This is a genomic window from Burkholderia sp. BKH01, assembly GCF_025685725.1.
GTDB lineage: Bacteria > Pseudomonadota > Gammaproteobacteria > Burkholderiales > Burkholderiaceae > Burkholderia > Burkholderia pyrrocinia_C.
Genome location: NZ_JAOTQT010000001.1, coordinates 274,034 through 293,809, shown reverse-complemented (window position 1 = coordinate 293,809; position 19,776 = coordinate 274,034). Strand labels below are relative to the sequence as shown.

The window sequence follows — 19,776 nt, the reverse complement described above, 5'->3', positions numbered from 1 at the left end:
GAGCCTCATCGTGAGGATAGTCCGCCGGACTTTTCCGGCAGGGACACAATCGCGTCCGAATTGCAGGAATACAGTTCGCCGTGCGGGGTGCGCGGCGAATGCGCGGCATCGGGCGGTTATCCGGCGTCGCGATCATGCGAGCCAGTGCGCGAATTCGTAATACGGCTGCGCGTCGCCGCGCGCGATGCGCTTCCCGGCCGGCAGCCGCGCGAGCCCGCTCGCCTGCACGAGCGACTGCAGCGTGCCCGCGCCTTGCTGCCGCAGCGTGTCGAGCACGGCCGAGCCGTCGGCGCCGATGGCGCAACGCACGCGCACGAAGCGCTCGCGCTGCGCATCGGGCTCGAAGTCCACGTCGATCGGCAGCGACGGCACGATCGGCATGCACGCGTCGCGCCCTTGCAGGCAGCGGATCAGCGGCGCGACGAACAGCGCGAACGCCGTCATCGCGGCGCCCGGATTGCCCGGCAGCAGTACCACGGGCCGCGCGTCGAGCCGTGCGAGCGCGACCGGCTTGCCGGGTTTCATGCGCACGCCGCTGACGACGAACGATGCGCCGAGCGCGGCCAGCGTGGGGCGCAGCAGATCCTTGTCACCGACCGATGCACCGCCGACGCAGATCACCAGGTCGCAACACGCGTGCAGGTCGCGCAGCGCACGATCGACGGCGCTCGCCGTATCGGCCGCATGCAGGCTCATTGCTACGCCGGCACCGGTTCCCGATACCAGCGCGGCCAGCATCGGCGCATTGCTGTTGTAGATCTGCTGCGGTGCACGTGGCTCGCCGCACGCGACGAGTTCGTCGCCGGTCGTCAGGATGCCGACACGCAGTGCCGGGCGCACGTCGACGCGCGCGAAACCTTGCGCGGCGGCCACACCCAAGTGCATCGGGCCCATCCGCACGCCGGCCGGCACGAGCAGGTCGCCGGCACGCACTTCCTCGCCCCGGCGGCGGATATGCGAGCCGCTGCGCTGCGGCGCGTCGAACGCGACCCAGCCGTCCTGTTCGCGCGCACGCTCCTGCATCACGACGGTGTCGGCGCCGGGCGGAATCAGGCTGCCGGTGAAGATGCGTGCGGCCGTGCGTGCGGCCAGTGGCGCCGGCGTGTCGCCTGCATAGCAGCGCTGCGTGACGCGCAGCGGCTCGCCGTGCGCGAGGTCCGCGTGATGCACGGCGTAGCCGTCCATCGCGCTCTGGTCGGCCGGCGGCTGGTCGAGCACGGCGGTCAGCGGCGCGGCCAGCACGTGGCCGGCCGCGTCTGTCACCGGAATGGAGGCGGCCGCAGCAAGCGGCGCAAATGCGCCGGAGAAATGCTGCTGCGCGGTATCGAAATCGATCAGTTGTTTCATGACGAGAGAGCCGGATGCGCTTGCGAAAGCGCCGGTTGTTCGCGACGAGCGGCGTCGGGCGACACGTATTCGACGAAGCCGTCGTTGCGGCAGAAGCCGAGCAGCCGCACGCCGGCTTCGCGGGCGACGTCGATCGCCAGCGACGTCGGCGCCGAGATCGTCGCGATCATCGGGATGCCGACCCGTGCGGCCTTGCGCACCAGTTCGTAGCTCGCGCGGCTCGACAGGAACACGAAACCTGCGCGCAAGTCGGCGCGGCGCCGCGCGAGCCGGCCGATCAGCTTGTCGAGCGCGTTGTGGCGGCCGACATCCTCGAACAAGTCGAGCACGGCGCCGCCGCGGTCGCACCATGCGGCCGCGTGGATGCCACCCGTCTCGCGCATCAGCGTCTGGTGGGCCGGCAACGCGCGCGCGGCGCGTGCGATCGCGTCGGCGCCGATGTCGGCGGCCGCGCCTGCGGCATCGATGCGCGGCGGGTGCAGGTCGAGCTGCGCGATGCTTTCGATCCCGCATACGCCGCAGCCCGTGCGGCCGGCCAGCGCGCGGCGGTGCGCCTTCAGCGCCATGAACGCCTGCTGCGACACGGTGAGCCGCACTTCGGCGCTGCCGGGCCGGCATTCGCTCTCGATGTCGAACACGTCGGACGCGCGCTCGACGATGCCTTCGCTCAGCGCGAAGCCGAGCCCGAACGCGTCGAGGTCGATCGGCGTCGCCATCATGACCGTATGCGAGATGCCGTTGAACACGAGTGCAACCGGCGTTTCGTCGACGATGCGATCGACGGTGTCGCGCGCTTCGCCGGCACGATGGCGCGTCACATGACACGCGGTGCTGCCGGTCGGATCGTCGCGGCGGATGCAGGACTCCATGCGGTTTTCTCCAGGCGGATCGGCCGGCGTGCCGGCCGGGCTCGGCGCGTACGCCGAGCGACGGAAATCGATGCTGCCGGGCGGGCGCGGAGGGGCGCGCCGTTGCCGCGGGCAGGCGTTGCATCACATGGTAAGGGCGGTGAACAGCGGGCCGCAGGCACAGCGTCGCAACGCGGAAAGCAGTACAGCTTGCGACGCCCGGCGCCGGTTGTGTCTTTTCCGGACACACATCTTTGCCGGGACGGAAAGCACAGTTTCAGGACGCGTTCGCGCGATTGCGAGTATCGTGGCAAACGCGATATCGTCATTCACGCTTCGATGCCATGCGAGTGACCGTTGGTGTTCGCATGTGTTGTCGCCAAGCCGTCGCGCGATTTCCTGCTTCGGGCGGACGTTCTCACAATCACGAGCAAATTACGGTCATGGAAATCTTCGATGCGTTCCATCTCGCACGATTGCAATTCGCGTTCACGGTGTCGTTCCACATCGTGTTTCCCGCGATCAGCATCGGCATGGCGAGCTTCCTGGCGGTGCTGGAATGGCGTTATCTCGTCACCGGCGACGCCGCCTACAAATCCATGTTCCAGTTCTGGTCGAAGATCTTCGCGATCGGCTTCGGGATGGGGGTGGTGTCCGGCGTCGTGATGGCATACGAGTTCGGCACGAACTGGGCCGGCTTCTCGCGCGTCGCGGGCAACATCACGGGCCCGCTGCTCACGTATGAAGTGCTGACGGCGTTCTTCCTCGAGGCCGGCTTCCTCGGCGTGATGCTGTTCGGCTGGCAGCGCGTGAGCCCGCGCGCACACTTCTTCGCGACGCTGATGGTCGCGGTCGGCACGCTGATCTCGACGTTCTGGATTCTCGCGTCGAACAGCTTCATGCAGACGCCGCAGGGCTACAAGATCGAGAACGGCCTCGTCGTGCCGGTCGACTGGTTCAAGGTCATCTTCAATCCGTCGTTCCCGTACCGTCTCGTGCACATGACGATCGCGGCGTTCATCGTCGCGGGCTTCATCGTCGCCGCGTGCGGCGCGTGGCACCTGCTGAAGGGGCGCCGCGACGAGCCGGTGAAGCGCAGCTTCTCGATGGCGCTGTGGATGCTGCTGCTGCTCGCGCCGATCCAGATCGTCGTCGGCGATGCGCACGGGTTGAACACGCGCGAATACCAGCCGGCGAAGATCGCGGCGATCGAGGGGCTGTGGGAGACCGAGAAGGGCGGCACCGCGCTGAACCTCGTCGGGCTGCCCGACATGCAGGCCGAAGCCACGCGCTATGCGATCCAGGTGCCGCACCTCGGCAGCCTGATCCTCACGCACAGCTGGGATGGCGAGATCCGCGGGCTGAAGGAATTCCCGCCGCAGGACCGCCCGTATTCGCCGATCGTGTTCTGGACGTTCCGGATCATGGCGGGCCTCGGGATGCTGATGCTGCTGACCGCGCTGCTCGGGCTGCTGCTGAGAAAGGGCGGGCGCCTGTATGAAACGCGCTGGTTCCAGTGGTTCGTGGTGGGCATGGGGCCGTCGGGCATCGTCGCGCTGCTGGCCGGCTGGATCACGACCGAGGTCGGGCGGCAGCCGTGGACCGTGTACGGCGTGCTGCGCACCGTCGATTCGGTTGCGCCGCTCAGCGCGCAGCAGGTGGGCGTGTCGCTGCTGATCTTCGTGGTCGTGTACTTCCTGGTATTCGGAACGGGTATCTACTACATGATGAAACTGATGAAGCACGGGCCGGCAGCACACGCCGGGTACATCGAGCTCCACCGGCATCCGGGCCTGCGCAACCGCGCGCTGGCCGCGTCGCTGGATACCACCGAGGCGGAGTAACCATGCAAATCGATCTTCCTGTCGTGTGGGCCGCGATCATCGGCCTCGGCGTATTCATCTACGTGATGCTGGACGGCTTCGATCTCGGCATCGGCCTGCTGTTTCCGTTCTTCGATGCGAAAGCCGAGCGGCAAGTGATGCTCGATACCGTCGCGCCGGTGTGGGACGGCAACGAGACGTTCCTGGTGCTCGGCGGCGCGGGGCTCTACGGCGCGTTCCCGGTCGTGTATTCGACGCTGCTGCCCGCGAATTACCTGCCGCTGGTGCTGATGCTGGTCGGGCTGATCTTCCGCGGCGCCGCGTTCGAACTGCGTGCGAAGGCCACCCGCACGCAACACATGTGGGATCTCGCGTTCATCGGCGGCTCTGCGCTCGCGGCGTTCTGCCAGGGGATCGTGCTCGGTTCGCTGCTGCAGGGCATCAAGATCGAGAACAACCAGTTCGCGGGCGGGCCGTTCGACTGGCTGTCGCCGTTCAGCCTGCTCTGCGGGATCGGCGTGCTCGTCACGTATGCGACGCTCGGCTGCGGCTGGCTGATCCTGAAGGTCGACGGCGAACTGCAGCGCAAGATGCGGCTGCTGATGAAGCCGCTCGCGGGTGTGCTGCTCGCCGTGATGGCCGTCGTCAGCCTGTGGACCGTGATCGGGCTGCCCGCCGTCGCGCACCGCTGGTTCGGCAGCGGCAACCTCGGCTGGTTCCTGCCGGTGCCGATCCTCGTCGTCGCGTGCGTATGGGGCATCTTTCACACGGTGAAGCGCCAGCACGAGGCCACGCCGTTCCTGCTGACGCTCGCGCTCGTGTTCCTCGGTTACACGGGGCTCGTGATCAGCATCTGGCCGAACATCGTGCCGCCGTCGCTGACGATCTGGGACGCGTCGTCCAGCCATTCGAGCCAGTTGTTCGCGCTCGTCGGCACCGTGATCGTGCTGCCGATCATCCTCGTGTACAACGCGATGCAGTACCGCGTGTTCCGCGGCAAGGTGCGCGAGGGCGATATCGGCTATCACTGAGCGGCACGCGATGTGATGGGGCGCGGTGTGCGCGGGCGTATCGTCACGCGCAACGCGGCCCCGGCACGGCACCTGCCCGAAAGCGGCCCGCCATGCGCGGGCCGTTGCGCATCGGGTTCGGGCAGTCCGTGCTGCGTATTTCTTTGGCAGTCGGGAAACAATCATGATCGTCAGACCACGACAGAACTGGCTCAGGATGCTGTTCGTATGGAACGGCTCCGTGCTGCAATCGATCATTCCGCAACTGGTGTTCATGGCGATCGTCAGCACGCTGGCGGTCTTCACGAACGGGCGCATCTTCGGCGAGAAGATCCCGCTCAACACCGCGCCGTTCACGCTGTTCGGGCTCGCGCTCGCGATCTTCCTCGCGTTTCGCAACAACGCGAGCTTCGAGCGTTTCAAGGAGGCGCGGCATCTGTGGGGCAACCTGCTGATCGCGGCGCGCACCGTGACGTCGCAACTGAATCGCTACCTGCCCGACAGCGTCGGCGATGCCGAGCGCAACCGGCTCGCCGATCTGCTGATCGCGTTCACGTATGCGCTGAAGCATCAGCTGCGCCATACCGATCCGACCGAAGACCTGCAGCGGATTCTCGGCGCGGAGCGTGCCGGCGAGTTCGCGCGCAAGTGCTTCAAGCCGGTCGCGATCCTCGACGAGCTGCGCGGCGGCATCGTCCGCGCGCTGGGCCGCGCGCCCGGCAGCGACGCGACGTGCTGGATGTTCGAGACGCAGCTCGACGAACTGGGCAAGTCGGTGGGTGGTTGCGAGCGCATCCTGTCGACGCCGATCCCGTTCTCGTACAGCGTGCTGCTGCACCGCACGGTGTATGCGTACTGCGTGCTGCTGCCGTTCGGCCTCGTCGATTCGACGGAATTCTTCACGCCGCTGATCTGCGTGTTCATCTCGTACACGTTGATTGCGCTCGAAGCGATCGCGAACGAGGTCGCCGAACCGTTCGGCCTCGCGCCGAATGCACTCGCGCTCGATGCGATGGCGCGCACGATCGAGCGGTCGGTGCTCGAACTGGGCAATCGGCCGATGCCGGAGGAGTTCGTGCCGGCGTCGACGTATCAGATTACGTAAGCGGGCACGCGCAACGCGTCGGTTATCCGGCTGGCCTACGCGGTGATCGGCGATGACTTCGACGGCTGCCTGCACAAGCCGATCGACGGCGGTTATGCGTTTGTCATCGATTTCGACGAAGAATAGCGGCACGGGCGTTGCCTGTTATCGATGATGCAGCGTGACCGTACGAACGGCGATTGCCGATTGCCGCTTCAGGAGAGATTGAAATGCGAATCTACGTGACGAGTATTTTTGTCGACGATCAGGACAAGGCGTTGACGTTCTATATCGACAAGCTCGGCTTCAGGCTGAAGAACAACATCCCGGTGGGCGACTACCGCTGGCTGACCGTCGTGTCGAAGGACCAGCCGGACGGCACCGAACTGCTGCTCGAGCCGAGCAGCCATCGTGCGGTGGGGCCTTACAAACAGGCGCTGTATGAAGACGGCATTCCGGCGGCGTCGTTCCAGGTCGACGATCTCGATGGCGAGTTCGCACGGCTTACTGCGCACGGCGTGCGGTTCACGCTGGAGCCGATGGACGCGGGGCCCGTACGCGTCGCCGTGATCGACGATACGTGCGGGAACCTCATTCAACTGATGCAGATGAAGTAACGCGTTGCGCGGGCGTGGTCAGTGCGCCACGACCGGCGGCGCGTTGTGCATCCGGTTGCGCATCCTGGATGCCGCTCCGGCTTTCCGCCGCGCATCGTCCTCGCACCGCGTTTGCCGCCTGCGCCGCTCAATCGAAATACGTGAGCCCCAGCGCGCCCTTCACCTCCGCGAGCGTCGCACCCGCGACTTCCCGCGCATGCAGCGTGCCGCGCTTCAGGATCGCCATCACCTCGGCCTTGTCGGCCTCGAATTCGCGGCGGCGCGCACGGATCGGCTCGATCAGCGCCTGCAGCCGTTCGTTCAGCACGCGCTTGACGACGCTGTCGCCGAGGCCGCCGCGCCGATAGTGCGCCTTCAGTTCATCGACCTTCTGCACGTCCGGCTCGAACGCGTCGAGGAACGTGAACACGACGTTGCCATCGACCTGACCGGGGTCGCTCACGCGCAGGTGGTTCGGGTCCGTGTACATGTCCTTCACGGCCTGCGCGATCTCGTCCGGCGTCGAGCCGAGCGTGATCGCATTGCCGAGCGACTTGCTCATCTTCGCCTTGCCGTCGATGCCCGGCAGCCGCGTGACCGCCGACAGCACGGCCTCGCATTCGACCAGCACCGGCTGGTCGACGGTCGCGTTGAAGCGACGCACGAGTTCGTTGGTCTGCTCGATCATCGGCAACTGGTCGTCGCCGACGGGCACGTGCGTCGCCTTGAATGCGGTGATGTCGGCGGCCTGGCTCACCGGGTAGGTCAGGAAGCCGGCCGGGATATCGCGCTCGAAGCCGCGCAGGCGGATCTCTTCCTTGATGGTCGGATTGCGTTCGAGGCGCGCGACCGTGACGAGGTTGAGCAGGTATTGCGACAGCTCGGCGAGCTCGGGCACCTGCGACTGCACGACGATCGTCGAGATCGCCGGATCGATGCCGACGGCGAGATAGTCGAGCGCGACCTCGATCACGTTCTCGGTGACGCGCTGGCGGCGGCCCATGTTGTCGGTCAGCGCCTGCGTATCGGCGAGCAGCAGGAATTGCCGCGCTTCGTGCTGCATCTGCACGCGTGCGCGCAGCGAGCCGATGTAGTGGCCGAGGTGCAGCGGGCCGGTGGTGCGGTCGCCGGTAAGGATGGTCGGGCGGTTCGGGTGGGTCATGGTGGTCGTTGGCTCCGGGTTGTCGAAGCCGCCAGCCATGATGTCAGCGCAGAAACGCGAATGCCGCCATGGCTGGCGGCATCACGTTTGGGACATGCAAAAGGAAACGGGCCGCCTGGGTCAGGCGCGCCACCAGCAATGCAGGTTCGGCAGGGCAGGTTTGGTTTCCATCGCCAAAGTATAACGTAGCGCCGGGCTGAGCGTCAGCGCACCACCGACTCCATCGCGACGTACGCGGTTTCGGCGGACGGCCACAGCAGGTACAGCAGGCCGGCCATCAGCAGCAGCGCACCCGCGCGCACCAGTGGCGTACGGTCTTTGTTGCGCGGGGGGCGGGTGGGCGGTTTCAATCTCTTCATGCTTGCTGGCGCGCGAGGCGCCACTCCAACGGTTGCTGCAACGGGTCGGGTGGGGCGACGCCGGGGTGTTGCGGGGTTCAACGGGGGCTGGGGTGCGGTTGGAGCACCGTGTCGCCTGGGCGGGACGGCAGGGTTGACCGGTTGCGGGCATAAAAAAGGGACGGTTGAACGTCCTCTGGCTGCCGTGTCTGCCGAGGCGACGGGCATCCTACCAGTTCGGCGGTGTGGGCACAGTCAAGAATTGTCGGGGATAGGGGCCGCGGGGGGAACGTCGAATGGCCTTTCCGTCGACCGTCGTGGTCTGCGGCCGGTCAGCTATCGACACAAACAGCATTCGCGTGTTTCCGCTGCGATCGACCCGTGCCCGGCGTACGCACCGGTTGGCTGTCGGTGGCTCGACAATCCGCGCCCCCCGGCCGGAAACGATGACACCGGCCGAGCGACAGCCGACGCTCGTAAGGTACCCGTCGGCCGATTGCATTAATAAACGCCGTTACGCACCTGCGATTTTCCGGCGCCGGGTTTTTACGATCGCGTCGCAAATGGCCACGATCCTTTCTGAAAATTAAACGGGTCAATCACCACTTCCGCCTCCAGATTTTTTTGATAATTCCGCTCGCCTTCTCCTTGCGAAAACCAATTCCATCTGCTTTATTTACTCATACCAAATCAGGATAAAACGCTATCGGGGTATCACGGCCACTTTGCCAGGCATTTGTGCCTGCCGAACCGGTATCGATTCACCACGGCATCCCTACGATCTGAAGGCGCAGCCCCTTTTCAGAGGGCGTGCTGCGCCTGTTGCGCGTGTCCACGCCACCCATGGAGGCGATCAGGTGACCACGCGGGCTTGCCTATGGTCCGCTGATTAATGCTTTCAAAATGCCAGGCGATATTTGAATAAAAAGAATTCGATTGAACGCGAGTTTCAATGCTTTATGAATTACCTGCTTACGTTCAAAACATGGCGGCCAGGCCGTAACGCTACCCACGAAGGAGACTGGACACATCATGAATAACGCACCTGGAGTCAGAGTTCGTCCGTCGATCGAATCGTTGCAAGTCGAATATCGGAAAGGCAACAAAAAGCCGCTGGAAGACCTGATGCGCGCGTGGAAAGGCATCAAGGAATTGCCGCCCGACGATCCGAACTCGTTCTTCATGATCGGCGGCTTCCACGGCGAACCGTTCCGCGGCGCCGGCTGGGGATCGGCGTCTTACTGGGGCGGCTATTGCAACCACGGAAACGTGCTGTTCCCTACCTGGCATCGTGCTTACCTGCTGCGGCTGGAACGGGCGCTGCAGAGCATCCCCGGTTGCGAGCAGGTGATGCTGCCGTTCTGGGACGAAACCGGCGAAGAGTCGCTGACGAACGGCATTCCGTGGGCACTGACCGACCCGGATTTCGAGCTCGACGGAAAAAAGATTCCGAACCCGCTGGCCTCCTTCTCGTTCAACAGGGCGATCACCGACAACATCAACGGCGACGATCCGAACTACAGCAAGCCGCTGCCCTACGTCACGGTTCGCTACCCGCTATCGGGGCTCGTGGGCACCGACAAGGACCGAGAGGCCACCAAAAAGCACAACGACAAGTTCCCCGACCCCACGGAGAACGTCATGTTGCTGAACCGGAACATCGTGGACTGGCTCACGTCGTACATCATCGTGGAGGGCAAGGTGGTGCCTACCAACGTGAAGAGCAAGTACGAGCAGTGCCTGGACGCGCCGAACTACACGGTGTTTTCCAATACGACGTCCGCGGCCCAGTGGAACGAAAATCTTCCGGCCGGCGCGATTCCCGTCGTCCCGCTCGAGTCGCCGCACAACAAGATTCACCTTGCCGTCGGCGGGTTCGACGTGCCGCACGGCCCGAACAAGGGCGATTTCTCGCCCATTCCGGGCGCCAACGGCGACATGGGCGAAAACGATACGGCGGGCCTCGACCCGATCTTCTATTTCCACCACTGCTTCATCGATCGCGTGTTCTGGCTGTGGCAGAAGCGGCATGGCTTCACGCAGCACCTCGACGTCATCGCCGATTATCCGGGCACCAACTCCGTCGACTCGCAGGGGCCGACGCCGGGCACGGTACCCAACTCGTGGCTCACGCTCGAATCACCGCTCGATCCGTTCAAGAAGAGCGAGAACGGCAAGGAGCGCGCCTATACGTCGCTCGACTGCATCAACATCGAGGAACAGCTCGGCTACACGTACGGCCCCGGTTCGCTGGACAACCTGCCGAAGGCCTCGCTGGCGGCGGCGACCGTGCCGGCCGGCAACAGCAGCAAGGTCGTGCGCGTCTCCGGGCTGAATCGTGCGCCGATTGCCGGGTCGTTCCTCGTGTCCGCGTACGTCAACGTGGACGGCGAGCGGCACCTGCTCGACACGGAGGCCGTGCTGAGCCGCTGGAGCGTGCAGTACTGCGCAAACTGCCAGACGCACCTCGAAGTGAAGGCGTTCTTTCCGCTGAACCAGTTCGCGGAAAGTGCGGTGGAGGGTGCTCAGTACGAGGTCGAGGTTCATACACGTGACGGCGTACGCCATCAGACGCAACCCGCTTCACCTCCCGCTTCGCAGGCCGTCGCCGGCGCGGTTCCGCAAGCCGCACCGAAACTGTTCCGGGTCGAGGTCCGGTAACCGCCGCGCGTGACGAACCGGCGCCATCGCCTGGCGCCGGTTCACCCGGGTACTTCGACAACGTGGACATGAAGGGGAGGCGCGGGCATGAGCTACACACCCGAAACCGGGAGTCTGGTGGGCCTGTGGACCTATCGCAGTTTCCTGAACGATCCAGACCCGGCCACCGCATTCAACGATCTTGAATTCGGCCTCGGCACGATCGAGATCGCGCAGGCGCCGGCTGGCATTTTCAAGGGGCGCATTTTCGGCCCGGGATGGGAGCTGCAGCTCAACGGCTGGATCAGCTACGGGAATCCGGGCACCGTACGATTCCAGGGGCGCGGCGTGGTCAGCGGCGAGGAATGGGTATACGACTATGTCGGGTACGTGAGCGCACCCTGGCCCAATGGCATCGATCAGCGTCCGGCGCTGACCGGTTCGATCGTCCGTACGGTTCCGCATGCGAGCGGCAACGGCGGCGTCGCGCCGGCCGGTGTGGTGTGCTCGTGGTATGCGGTGATGAGAGATCCCGCGTGAACGGCCATGACTTCTCCGACTGCGCCGCCGGCTGACACGGCCCGGCGTCCGGCAAGGGTGACGGACGCGATCCGCGCATGCGCCGGGATCGCGCCTGCGCGAACGGCCATTCTTTCGATATCCGAACGAGTGCGCGGCGGGATGGCGTTCGCGATCCTCGGTTACCTGGCCTGCGACTTGCCGACCAGGCTGCATGGTGCCCCTCCCAGCTGGATATGGAATGGCATCGGTGCGATCGCCTGCGGCATTGCCGGCTATTCGACGAGAAGCGGATCGCCGGGCAGGTGTGCGCGTCGGTCGATGCTCTGGTGCATGGCCGCCATCTGCGCGGGATTGACGCTCGATGCGATGCGGTCCCCCCTCGATGCCATTCTCAACATCTGCGGTGGAACGCTCGATGCCGGCGCCATGTGGAATACGCTCGTGCTCCATCTCCAATGGTTTCCGATGTCGATGCTGGCCATGCTGGCGCTGTTGATTCTGCGCGAAGCCGACCGCAAGGACAGGCATCGACGCAGCACGGTGCGCGTGCTTGTTCGGGCTCCGGTTCGGGTCGCGCTTGGATGTGCGGGGATGTTGCTCGTCATGGCACTCGGCATGACCGCGATCAAGGCATTGGCGTTCGGTCTGGGGCTGCGTTGGGATACGAGCGGCGTGGCTTTTTCGATGCTCGTGAGCATGCTGGCGTTCTACGCACTGAGCGATCGGGCTGCGCTCGGAGAGGTATCGCTGAAAGATCGCTTGCGAAATAAAAACGGCCAAATTACTTAGGATGACAAAAATAAATTGGAGAACGTATCGGGCGGAACATGATCGTGGCGTAGGTCGATTGCAATAAGAAAGACCATGCATTCGGCGGCGAGCGAACGGAGCGCAACGGCATCGGCCGGCATGCGCGGGGCAACTGCTTGCCCGCGCATTGCCGCATCGGACGTTGCGTCGTGCGCGGAGTGGCGTTCGCGCAGGCTCCGGGCAACGAGCGTGTACGCGAGAGGAACGGCGCGCCGTCGTACCGGGCGCCGATTGCCGCACCCGCGGCGTCAAGATGTAACGGGGAACATCATGAGCATTTCAGCGCGCGACGAACGGAATCAACCGGTCGACATGTGGTTTGCCTACAAGGTGCCGAAACTCACCGGCGGCCAGAACAGCGCGGGCGCCACCGGCTACGAATACGCGTATTACGACCGGACGGTGGGCACGTTCACCAAATCACCGAACCTGATGAACGACAAGCAGGGCGCACTGTTCTACACGCTCGATGCGGTGTTCGGCAACCCGGTCGGGACGTTTGGCTGGGTTCTCTACAACGACGAGATGCCGGCCGACGCCGATCGCAGCAACAACGATACGCTCGGCCACACGAAGGGCATCATCGCGTTCGACACGGCAACGGACTCCGCCTTCTGGCTGCTTCATTCCTGGCCGAAGTATGCGAGCCCGGCCGAACCTGGCGTGCCGACGCCGTTGTACGGACAGACATTCATGTGCCTGAGCCTCGATCTCGGCACGGCCGGCAAGCTGGCCGCCCAGATGGCGCTGAACCAGCAGCCGCAGGTTTACCTGCCGCGCACCGCGAACCTGCCGGCCGACCATCCTCTGACCGTGCTGACCAAGCCGCTCAGCGTGTCGACGCCCGGCGATTCGAGCGTGGTGCCGCTGAGCACGCGCGGCGGCGCGTCGTTCAAGGTGATCGCGAAGAACCGCAAGTGGGGCAAGGATTTCTGGAACGATCTCGTCGGCCCCACGCTCGGCGCCGACCTGGACGTCGAGACCTGGATCCGCGGCAAGATCCCGCCGATCCTCGACAGCGACGGCGTGCACAAGACCTTCGACGTCAAGTACATCGATCTGCGCAAGCTCGGCGCGCCATGGGCCTGGCCGGAAACCCAGGACCACGCGAAGTGGGGCATCACCACGACCGACAACTGGGTGTGCGTCGGCGACATCAACCGCATGGTGTCGCAGGAGAAGCGCGGCGGCGGCACGATCGCGCTCCAGGATCCGGTGCTGTGGAAAGCGCTGTCGCAGACGGACACGATCATTCCGCCGCCCGGCAAAACCAGCGCACAGGCGCTCGAGATGATTCAGGCAACGCATACCGCGCCGGCGTCGTAGCACTCGTGCGCGTCGTCAGCCCCGATCGTCCCGTTCGGATCGACCCGCTTTCCCCTTCTTCCCGGAGTGTCGCCATGAATGCGAATGCCTTGCCGGATACGCTCGCTTCGACCCTGACCCGCCACACCGACATCGCGCCGGAAGTCGTGCCGCGCACGAGTCCGAGCCTGCCGCCCGTCGACTGGCGGAAGATCGGCCAGTCGGCGCCGGTGCGCATCGCATCGGGCGCACGCACGCCGTACGATCCGCTACCGCGCGCCGACATCGTGATCCTGACGTGGACGAGCGCCGAATGGTTCGCGCTCGATCACGTGTTCGTAAACAGCGACACCGTCGGCGATGCGTCGCAATACGGCTGGCGCGACGGCTGGCTGCCGTATTGCCGCGGGGCGTCCGGCTATTCCGCCGACACGCAGGCGGGCACGCTGTGGGGGCTGTTCCAGATGGTGCGGATCGTCGACCGGTCGGGGCGGCCCTGGAACGTGCTGCTGTTCAAGTCGAATGCGCATCTGGCGCATTCGCCGTGGCTGGACGGTCTCGCGGCGATGGTGCGCTGCATCGTCGAGGATGCGCGGCCGGATCGCATCTACACGATCGGCACGGCCGGCGGGGCGCGCACCGATCAGCGGCTCGGCGATACGGTCGTCGCCAACGCGACGTTGCTCGAGTTGCAACGGCCGCAGAACACGGCGAGCCCCGACGACGGCAACATGGCGCGCTGCCCGACCTGGTACCCGTTGACGGCGCTGCTCGGCGACGTGGAACGCGAACTGCTGTTCCGGATGGATCAGGTCGTGACGCAGCAGTCGCTGCAAAGCCTGTTCGACCAGTTGAAGGCACTGCATCCGAACGATCCGGGGTTGAGCGAACTGACGCTCGACGATCTGCTCAACGACGCGTTGCGGCCGGCGTGCCTGAATGCGCCGGCGGTCCTGCCGCTCAAGGACACGCCGCTGCTCACGACGGATTTCTATTACATCGCGGAGGGCCGGCGCGCGGACGCGTATGCGTGCCTGGAGATGGACGACGCCATCATCGCGCAGGAAGCGAACCGGCTCGGCGTGCGCTTTGCCTGCGTACGCAACATCTCGGACCCGGTCGTGCCGAAACATACCCGGCACGGCAGGACGATCGCCGATGCCACCCGCGCCGACTGGTCGGGGCTGATCTACACCACGTTCGGCATGCTGACCAGTTACAACGGCGCGCTCGCCACGTGGGCGACGATCGCGGGCGAAGGATCGGCGGTCTACAACCCGAGCCGCGACCATGTGCCGCACGACGCGCAGGACCCGCTCGAAGTCCAGCTGGCATTCCAGGTGCGCGCGTGCGGGACCTGCTCGTTCTTCTGGCCCGAGGATCTGAAGCAGCGCACCTACGGCCCGTATACGGCATTCGATTTCGACGTCAATGTGCCGTACGCGGCGAGCGCCGGCTACAACGGTGCGTCGCGCTGGGTGCAGGGGCGCACGCGGCCGCCCGCGTTTCCGAACGGCGAGGTGATCGACGGCTGCCGCAAGGCACCGATCATGACGATCGGCATCAATCCGAACCTGACCGCGTTCCTGCCGGGCCAGACGGGGGCGGCATGGTGCTATCCGGATTTCTCGTCCGACGACGACACCAGCGCGTGGGCGAAGTATGCGTGGTACTACCGCTACCGGAGCGTCTACCAGGAAAAGCTGGATCTCGATTTCGTGCGGCGCTTCATGCTGCCCGAAGGCCAGGTCGTCGCACCGCGCGGCGGGGTGGTGACGGCGGCGACCCGCGTCGACGCGAGCGCGGCCTGGACCATCACGGTGCGCTACGACGGCGATGCGGCCGATACGGTGGTCGCCGTGCCCGGCAAGCGGGGCGAGTTTCCGTACGTGCTGCTGTTCGATCCGTATCCGCCGCGCAACCGCTTCGAAAAAGGCGACGTGCTGGTCGCGCAGGTGTCGGTGCCCGAAGGCATCCAGGTCGAAGTGCTGCAGCAGCCCCAGGGCTACTACATGCAGTTCGTCCCGGTGCTCGACCAGTTCGAGGGCGTGCTGCGGCATGCGGGGCACCCGACTGCGTCGCTGCGCGTCGGCGAGGATGTCTGCCAGCTGGACATGGTCGCGTGCGCGTCGCCGCACTGGAACGCCGGTTTTCTCGGCGGCAGCCCCGCGAGCATCGCGACCATCGTCGACAACTGCGTGAGCCGCAACGCGTGGGCGATCAAGCAGATGGTGCAGACGCGGCCGGCGGTGCTCTACGTGGTCAGCCAGTCGAGCTGGAACATGTTCTACTCGGCGTTCGGCGCGCATGTGAAGCGCGACCCGCCGATCTCGACGCATCCGGTCGACAAGGATTTCACGCTGCTGCGCGAAACGACCGATCCCGAGCATCCGGCCTATATCGACTTCGACGTGACGATCGACGGCCAGCGCTACCAGAGCCGCACGCGGCTCGTCATCACGCCGCACTTCTCGTACAACAGCAATTTCCTGTCGCAGTACCGGCTGAGCCCGGGTGACTGGGCGGCGTTCGCGCAGGCGCAGCCGGCTTGCGTCGCCGCGCTGGTGCCGGCCAACGGCTTCACGGTCACGCCGCCCGATCCGCGCTACCCGGACGACTACGTCGCGATCCAGCTGCCGGCCAACGCCGATGCGGCGGCCGCGGCGCGGGTCTGGCTCGCGCATCGGTTTCCGGACGCCTATCGCACGCTCGCGCCGTACTACGTCGAACCGCATGCGCAGATGGCCTCGGTGCTGGCGGATCTGTATGCGCATGGCCAGCTCGCCTGGCAGGACACCGCGACCGGCGGTTACCTGGGCCGCACGCAAGGATCGTGTCAGTTCTGCGTAAACCGGCACTGGCAGTTCCCGAACGAATGCCGCTACGGCAAGAACCGCGAGACGCCGCCGCCGGCCGGCTGGCTCGCGAAGGTCGCCGACTCGATCGTCAGGACCGGCAAGCCGGAGGTGCCCTTCGCCGCAGCCGCGCTGCGCCCGGACGGTCCCGCCGCCATTTACGAATCGGGAGAACCGCGATGAGCGAACAGGATCTTGCCGCCCCCCGGGTTGTCGCGCCCGACGCGGTGCGGGTATGGCGCGGCTTCCGGCTGCCGTCGCTGGCACTCGGCCAGTTCATGAACAAGCTCGGCACGGTGTTCGTGCCGGCCACCGTGAAGATGCAGATCGACGCGGGCCTGTGTTCGTACGCGCCGACCGTGCCGGCCGGGCTGCCGGGCAAGCCCGATTCGGTGCCCGACGAGACCGCGATCCTGTTCTGGGAATCGCAGTCGACGTACTGGAACGGCTTCACGCGGCTCGCGGTGCGGACCTACACGCTCACGCACGGCGGGGTGTATCTGACGCAGGACAACCAGAGCCGCGCCGATTTCCCGGTCCGGTTCGCCGGCGCGCTCACTGCCGACCAGCCGGTCTATCTGTTCGACCAGCCGGCCGACTGGATGCATGGCGCGGTCCGGCACGTGGTGGCGGCGCGCCCGGCTGCGGTCGATCCCGCGTCGTTCCGCGCGTCGATCGCGAAGGCACTGGCCGAGATCGGCAAGACCGTGCAGCTCGATGGGGCGATCGCGTGCGTCGGCACCGACTATCTCGTGTACTGGGAGCTTGGACCGGTGGCGGTGGGCGCCGCGCAGGGCGCCACCGGCATACCGCTGCTGCAGCCGTTGCTGACCGGCTGGAGCGAGACGTTTGCACCGGCGCCGACCTTTCTGCCGATCGGTTTGTGGGATGAATGGGCGGGCATGGACGTGCGCGCCGGCAGCAGTTTCAACCTCCAGTTCGAGCGGGAGGCGCGCGGATGAACACGCCCGAGGAAACCTTTCCGGTCGCGCCGGATGCGGTCTATGTGTGGCGTGGGTTCCGGTCTCCCGCGCTCGGCTACGCGCAGTTCGCGCAATTTCTCGGCAGCGTGTTCGTACCCGCATGCGCGCTGCTGCAACCGCCGGTCGGCCTGCGCGCCTACCTGCCGACGATGGTGCCGCAAGACGGCAAACCGCCCGCCGTGCCCGACCAGACCGCGCTGATGTTCTGGGCCACCCCGCAATCGCACGATCGCGCGACGAAGGCGATCGCGGTGCGGATCTACCAGAACCTGCACGGCGACGTGTACGACATGGCGCGCAGCAAGCTGCCCGAAGTGCCGGCCGCATTGAGCGCCGCGAGCGGTGCATTGCAGGCCGAGCAGCCGTACTTCCTGCTCGACCGGCCGGCAGACTGGATGCTGGGGAGCGTCCGGCACCTGGTGGGCGCGCGGCGTGCGGACCTGAGCCCCGCGGACTTCCTCGCGGCGGCGTATGCGTGGGCGGCGGCACTGCATGCGCATCCGCCCGAAGGCATCGACGGCGCGCTGGTGTGCTGCGGCAACGATTACGCGGTTGCCTGGGTGCATGGCCCGGGTGCACACGTGGAGCCCGGTGCGGCACTCGACGGGCTCGCCGCGCTGACGACGCCGGTGCTGCGGACAGCCGCACGGCCGCTCGCGCTGCCGGCGGGGCTGTGGGACGACTGGCCGGGCCTGGACCTGACGCAGGACAGCAGCATCAACCTGCAGTTTGCGCGGCCACGCACATCGCGCGCCGCGCCGCGCGAGCCGGAGGCGTGATGAAGCCGATCGAGCATTTCGAGGCGCCGCATCTCGCGCTGTGGAAGTCGTGCGTGGCCGAGGTGCTCGCGAGTGCGCCCGGCGCGGAACGCAATTCGGCTGCCGCGATCGATTGCGGGCATCCGCTCGTCGACGCCACCGACCGCTATTGCCGCGCGATGCACGACAACCTGCCGCTCGACCCGCCGGCGGCGGACAGCGACGACGAAGCGGCGGTGCAAACCTATCTGTCGTACCTGCATCACCGGCGTGCGCATGCGCGCATCGCCGGGGCGGCCGACATCGAGCGCGACCTGGAACAGCAGACGCAGCAGTACAAATTCGGCAATCCGCTGTGGCAGCAGATGTATGTGCAGTACTACGAGTACTACTGGCAATACCCGTTCCACAAGGGGGGCGAGCCGCAGTACCGGTCATGGCAGGCGCCCGGTCCCGGCAACGGCGACCTGGGCTACGGCGTGATCGAGTGGCGGCTGCCGTCGCGCGCGCGGATCGCGATCGTCGGCGACATCGGCACCGGTACCGATGTCGCCGCCGCGGTGCTGGTCGCCGCGCTGAAGTTCGAGCCCGACGCGATCCTGCATCTCGGCGATGTCTATTTCTCCGGCACGCAGTTCGAGACCGAGCACCGGCTGGTCGGCCTGGTGCGCGACGTGCTGCGCAGCGAAAAGCAGCGCGTGCCGTTCTTTACGGTGCCGGGCAATCACGAGTACTTCACCGGCGCGGTCGCGTACCTGCAGGCGCTCGATTCCGGCGCGCTGATCGACCAGCCGTCGCAGCGGCAAGCCGCCAGCTATTTCTGTCTGCGCAGCGCCGACGACGGCTGGCAGTTTCTCGGGCTCGACACCGGCTATCACGGGCACTACATGAACGTCGCGGCCTCGGCGCAGCAGGCGACGCTCGCGCGGCTGCACATCGGCCCGGTCGAGGCCGCGGGCGCGGCGGCGAGCCCGCACTGGCCAGCCGACGTCAACCCGTATTTCCGTCACGCATCGCTCGCCGACCTGCCGCGCCGGGACCCCACCGCGCCGGCCGATCAGGTGTTCGTGCGCCCCGACGAGCTCGCCTGGCATCTCGACAAGCTCGCGCATTTTCCCGGCCGCTCGATCCTGCTGTCGCATCACCAGCTGTATTCGGCGCTCGACGTATGCGGTATCGCGCAGCGGCCGCTTGCAGGATCGAATGCGCCGGATCCGGCCGACTTCAACCGCGCGTGGGTGGACACCGCGCTGTGGCGGCAGTTCGGCGCGACGTTCGGCGAACGGGTGGCCGCGTGGATCTGGGGCCACGAGCACAATCTCGGCATTTTCGCGGACGGCTATCGGCCGGCCGACTGGCCGACGGGCGAGGGCGATGCCACACGGATCTTCAAGCCGCTGCCCAAAGGGCGCTGCGCGGGACACAGCGCGATCCCCGTTCAGGCGAGCGAAGCGCCTTACGCGCAGAAATTCCCGGTTCCGCTGCAGAGGCCGGACCTGACGCTCGGCCTGACGGACGGCTGGTACAACCGCGGCTTCCAGCTGCTCGAGCTGATGGGGGCCGGACAGCCGGCCCGGCTCAGCTATTTCCAGATCGAAGGCGCGGATCCCGCGCCCCTGCCGATTTACGTCGAATCGATTGCCTGAGCCGGCGCGGCGCCGCTCGTCCGATCGTTCATTGCCAGAGGAGCGCATG

At 66.1% G+C, this 19,776-nt stretch carries 16 protein-coding genes; 12 read left to right on the top strand and 4 right to left on the bottom strand.

Annotation, left to right across the window (positions count from 1 at the left end):
- Nucleotides 1–132: 132 nt before the first annotated feature.
- Nucleotides 133–1,347, bottom strand: coding sequence for a gephyrin-like molybdotransferase Glp (gene glp, locus OEJ37_RS01325; RefSeq protein ID WP_263342927.1), 1,215 nt, complete (start codon nt 1,345–1,347; stop codon nt 133–135).
- The gene (gene fdhD / locus OEJ37_RS01320) at nt 1,344–2,216 is read right to left on the bottom strand and encodes a formate dehydrogenase accessory sulfurtransferase FdhD (RefSeq protein WP_263342926.1); all 873 of its coding nucleotides are present in this window, start codon (nt 2,214–2,216) and stop codon (nt 1,344–1,346) included. The genes glp and fdhD overlap by 4 nt, the downstream gene beginning before the upstream one ends.
- A gap of 422 nt (nt 2,217–2,638) precedes the next feature.
- Between fdhD and OEJ37_RS01315 the strand changes: the two genes are divergently transcribed.
- The 4 genes from OEJ37_RS01315 to OEJ37_RS01300 all read left to right on the top strand — a co-directional run bounded on the left by OEJ37_RS01315 (nt 2,639) and on the right by OEJ37_RS01300 (nt 6,729).
- Nucleotides 2,639–4,039, top strand: a complete 1,401-nt coding sequence (locus OEJ37_RS01315; protein WP_263342925.1) for a cytochrome ubiquinol oxidase subunit I — start codon at nt 2,639–2,641, stop codon at nt 4,037–4,039.
- A 2-nt stretch (nt 4,040–4,041) separates the two neighbouring features.
- The gene (gene cydB / locus OEJ37_RS01310) at nt 4,042–5,049 is read left to right on the top strand and encodes a cytochrome d ubiquinol oxidase subunit II (protein ID WP_263342924.1); all 1,008 of its coding nucleotides are present in this window, start codon (nt 4,042–4,044) and stop codon (nt 5,047–5,049) included.
- A gap of 163 nt (nt 5,050–5,212) precedes the next feature.
- Nucleotides 5,213–6,133, top strand: a complete 921-nt coding sequence (locus OEJ37_RS01305; protein ID WP_263342923.1) for a bestrophin family protein — start codon at nt 5,213–5,215, stop codon at nt 6,131–6,133.
- Between the two features lie 209 nt (nt 6,134–6,342).
- Nucleotides 6,343–6,729, top strand: coding sequence for a VOC family protein (locus OEJ37_RS01300; RefSeq protein ID WP_174418523.1), 387 nt, complete (start codon nt 6,343–6,345; stop codon nt 6,727–6,729).
- A gap of 127 nt (nt 6,730–6,856) precedes the next feature.
- On the opposite strand, the gene trpS is transcribed toward OEJ37_RS01300, so the two are convergent.
- Together trpS and OEJ37_RS01290 are read right to left on the bottom strand one after the other, a co-directional pair.
- Nucleotides 6,857–7,870, bottom strand: coding sequence for a tryptophan--tRNA ligase (trpS, locus tag OEJ37_RS01295; protein ID WP_174418524.1), 1,014 nt, complete (start codon nt 7,868–7,870; stop codon nt 6,857–6,859).
- Nucleotides 7,871–8,073: 203 nt separating this feature from the next.
- Entirely contained in the window at nt 8,074–8,229 is a 156-nt protein-coding gene (locus OEJ37_RS01290) for a hypothetical protein (protein WP_174418525.1), read from the bottom strand.
- A gap of 1,011 nt (nt 8,230–9,240) precedes the next feature.
- Here OEJ37_RS01290 and OEJ37_RS01285 point away from each other — a divergent pair.
- From OEJ37_RS01285 to OEJ37_RS01250, 8 genes are all read left to right on the top strand, one after another.
- Entirely contained in the window at nt 9,241–10,869 is a 1,629-nt protein-coding gene (locus OEJ37_RS01285; RefSeq protein ID WP_263342922.1) for a tyrosinase family protein, read from the top strand.
- Nucleotides 10,870–10,956: 87 nt separating this feature from the next.
- Nucleotides 10,957–11,388, top strand: a complete 432-nt coding sequence (locus tag OEJ37_RS01280) for a hypothetical protein (RefSeq protein WP_175946101.1) — start codon at nt 10,957–10,959, stop codon at nt 11,386–11,388.
- Nucleotides 11,389–11,529: 141 nt separating this feature from the next.
- On the top strand, nt 11,530–12,159 hold the full coding sequence (locus OEJ37_RS01275; protein WP_174418528.1) for a hypothetical protein: 630 nt from the start codon (nt 11,530–11,532) through the stop codon (nt 12,157–12,159).
- A 291-nt stretch (nt 12,160–12,450) separates the two neighbouring features.
- Nucleotides 12,451–13,506 (top strand): deoxyribonuclease II family protein, encoded by a 1,056-nt coding sequence (locus OEJ37_RS01270; protein WP_263342920.1) that lies wholly within the window; start codon nt 12,451–12,453, stop codon nt 13,504–13,506.
- Nucleotides 13,507–13,580: 74 nt separating this feature from the next.
- Complete coding sequence (locus OEJ37_RS01265) at nt 13,581–16,523, top strand: GTPase (RefSeq protein ID WP_263342919.1); 2,943 nt, start codon at nt 13,581–13,583, stop codon at nt 16,521–16,523.
- Nucleotides 16,520–17,302, top strand: coding sequence for a hypothetical protein (locus OEJ37_RS01260; RefSeq protein ID WP_175919694.1), 783 nt, complete (start codon nt 16,520–16,522; stop codon nt 17,300–17,302). The genes OEJ37_RS01265 and OEJ37_RS01260 overlap by 4 nt, the downstream gene beginning before the upstream one ends.
- Nucleotides 17,299–18,102, top strand: a complete 804-nt coding sequence (locus OEJ37_RS01255; protein WP_174418532.1) for a hypothetical protein — start codon at nt 17,299–17,301, stop codon at nt 18,100–18,102. The genes OEJ37_RS01260 and OEJ37_RS01255 overlap by 4 nt, the downstream gene beginning before the upstream one ends.
- On the top strand, nt 18,102–19,727 hold the full coding sequence (locus tag OEJ37_RS01250; RefSeq protein WP_263342918.1) for a metallophosphoesterase family protein: 1,626 nt from the start codon (nt 18,102–18,104) through the stop codon (nt 19,725–19,727). The genes OEJ37_RS01255 and OEJ37_RS01250 overlap by 1 nt, the downstream gene beginning before the upstream one ends.
- The last annotated feature ends 49 nt before the right edge of the window (nt 19,728–19,776 follow it).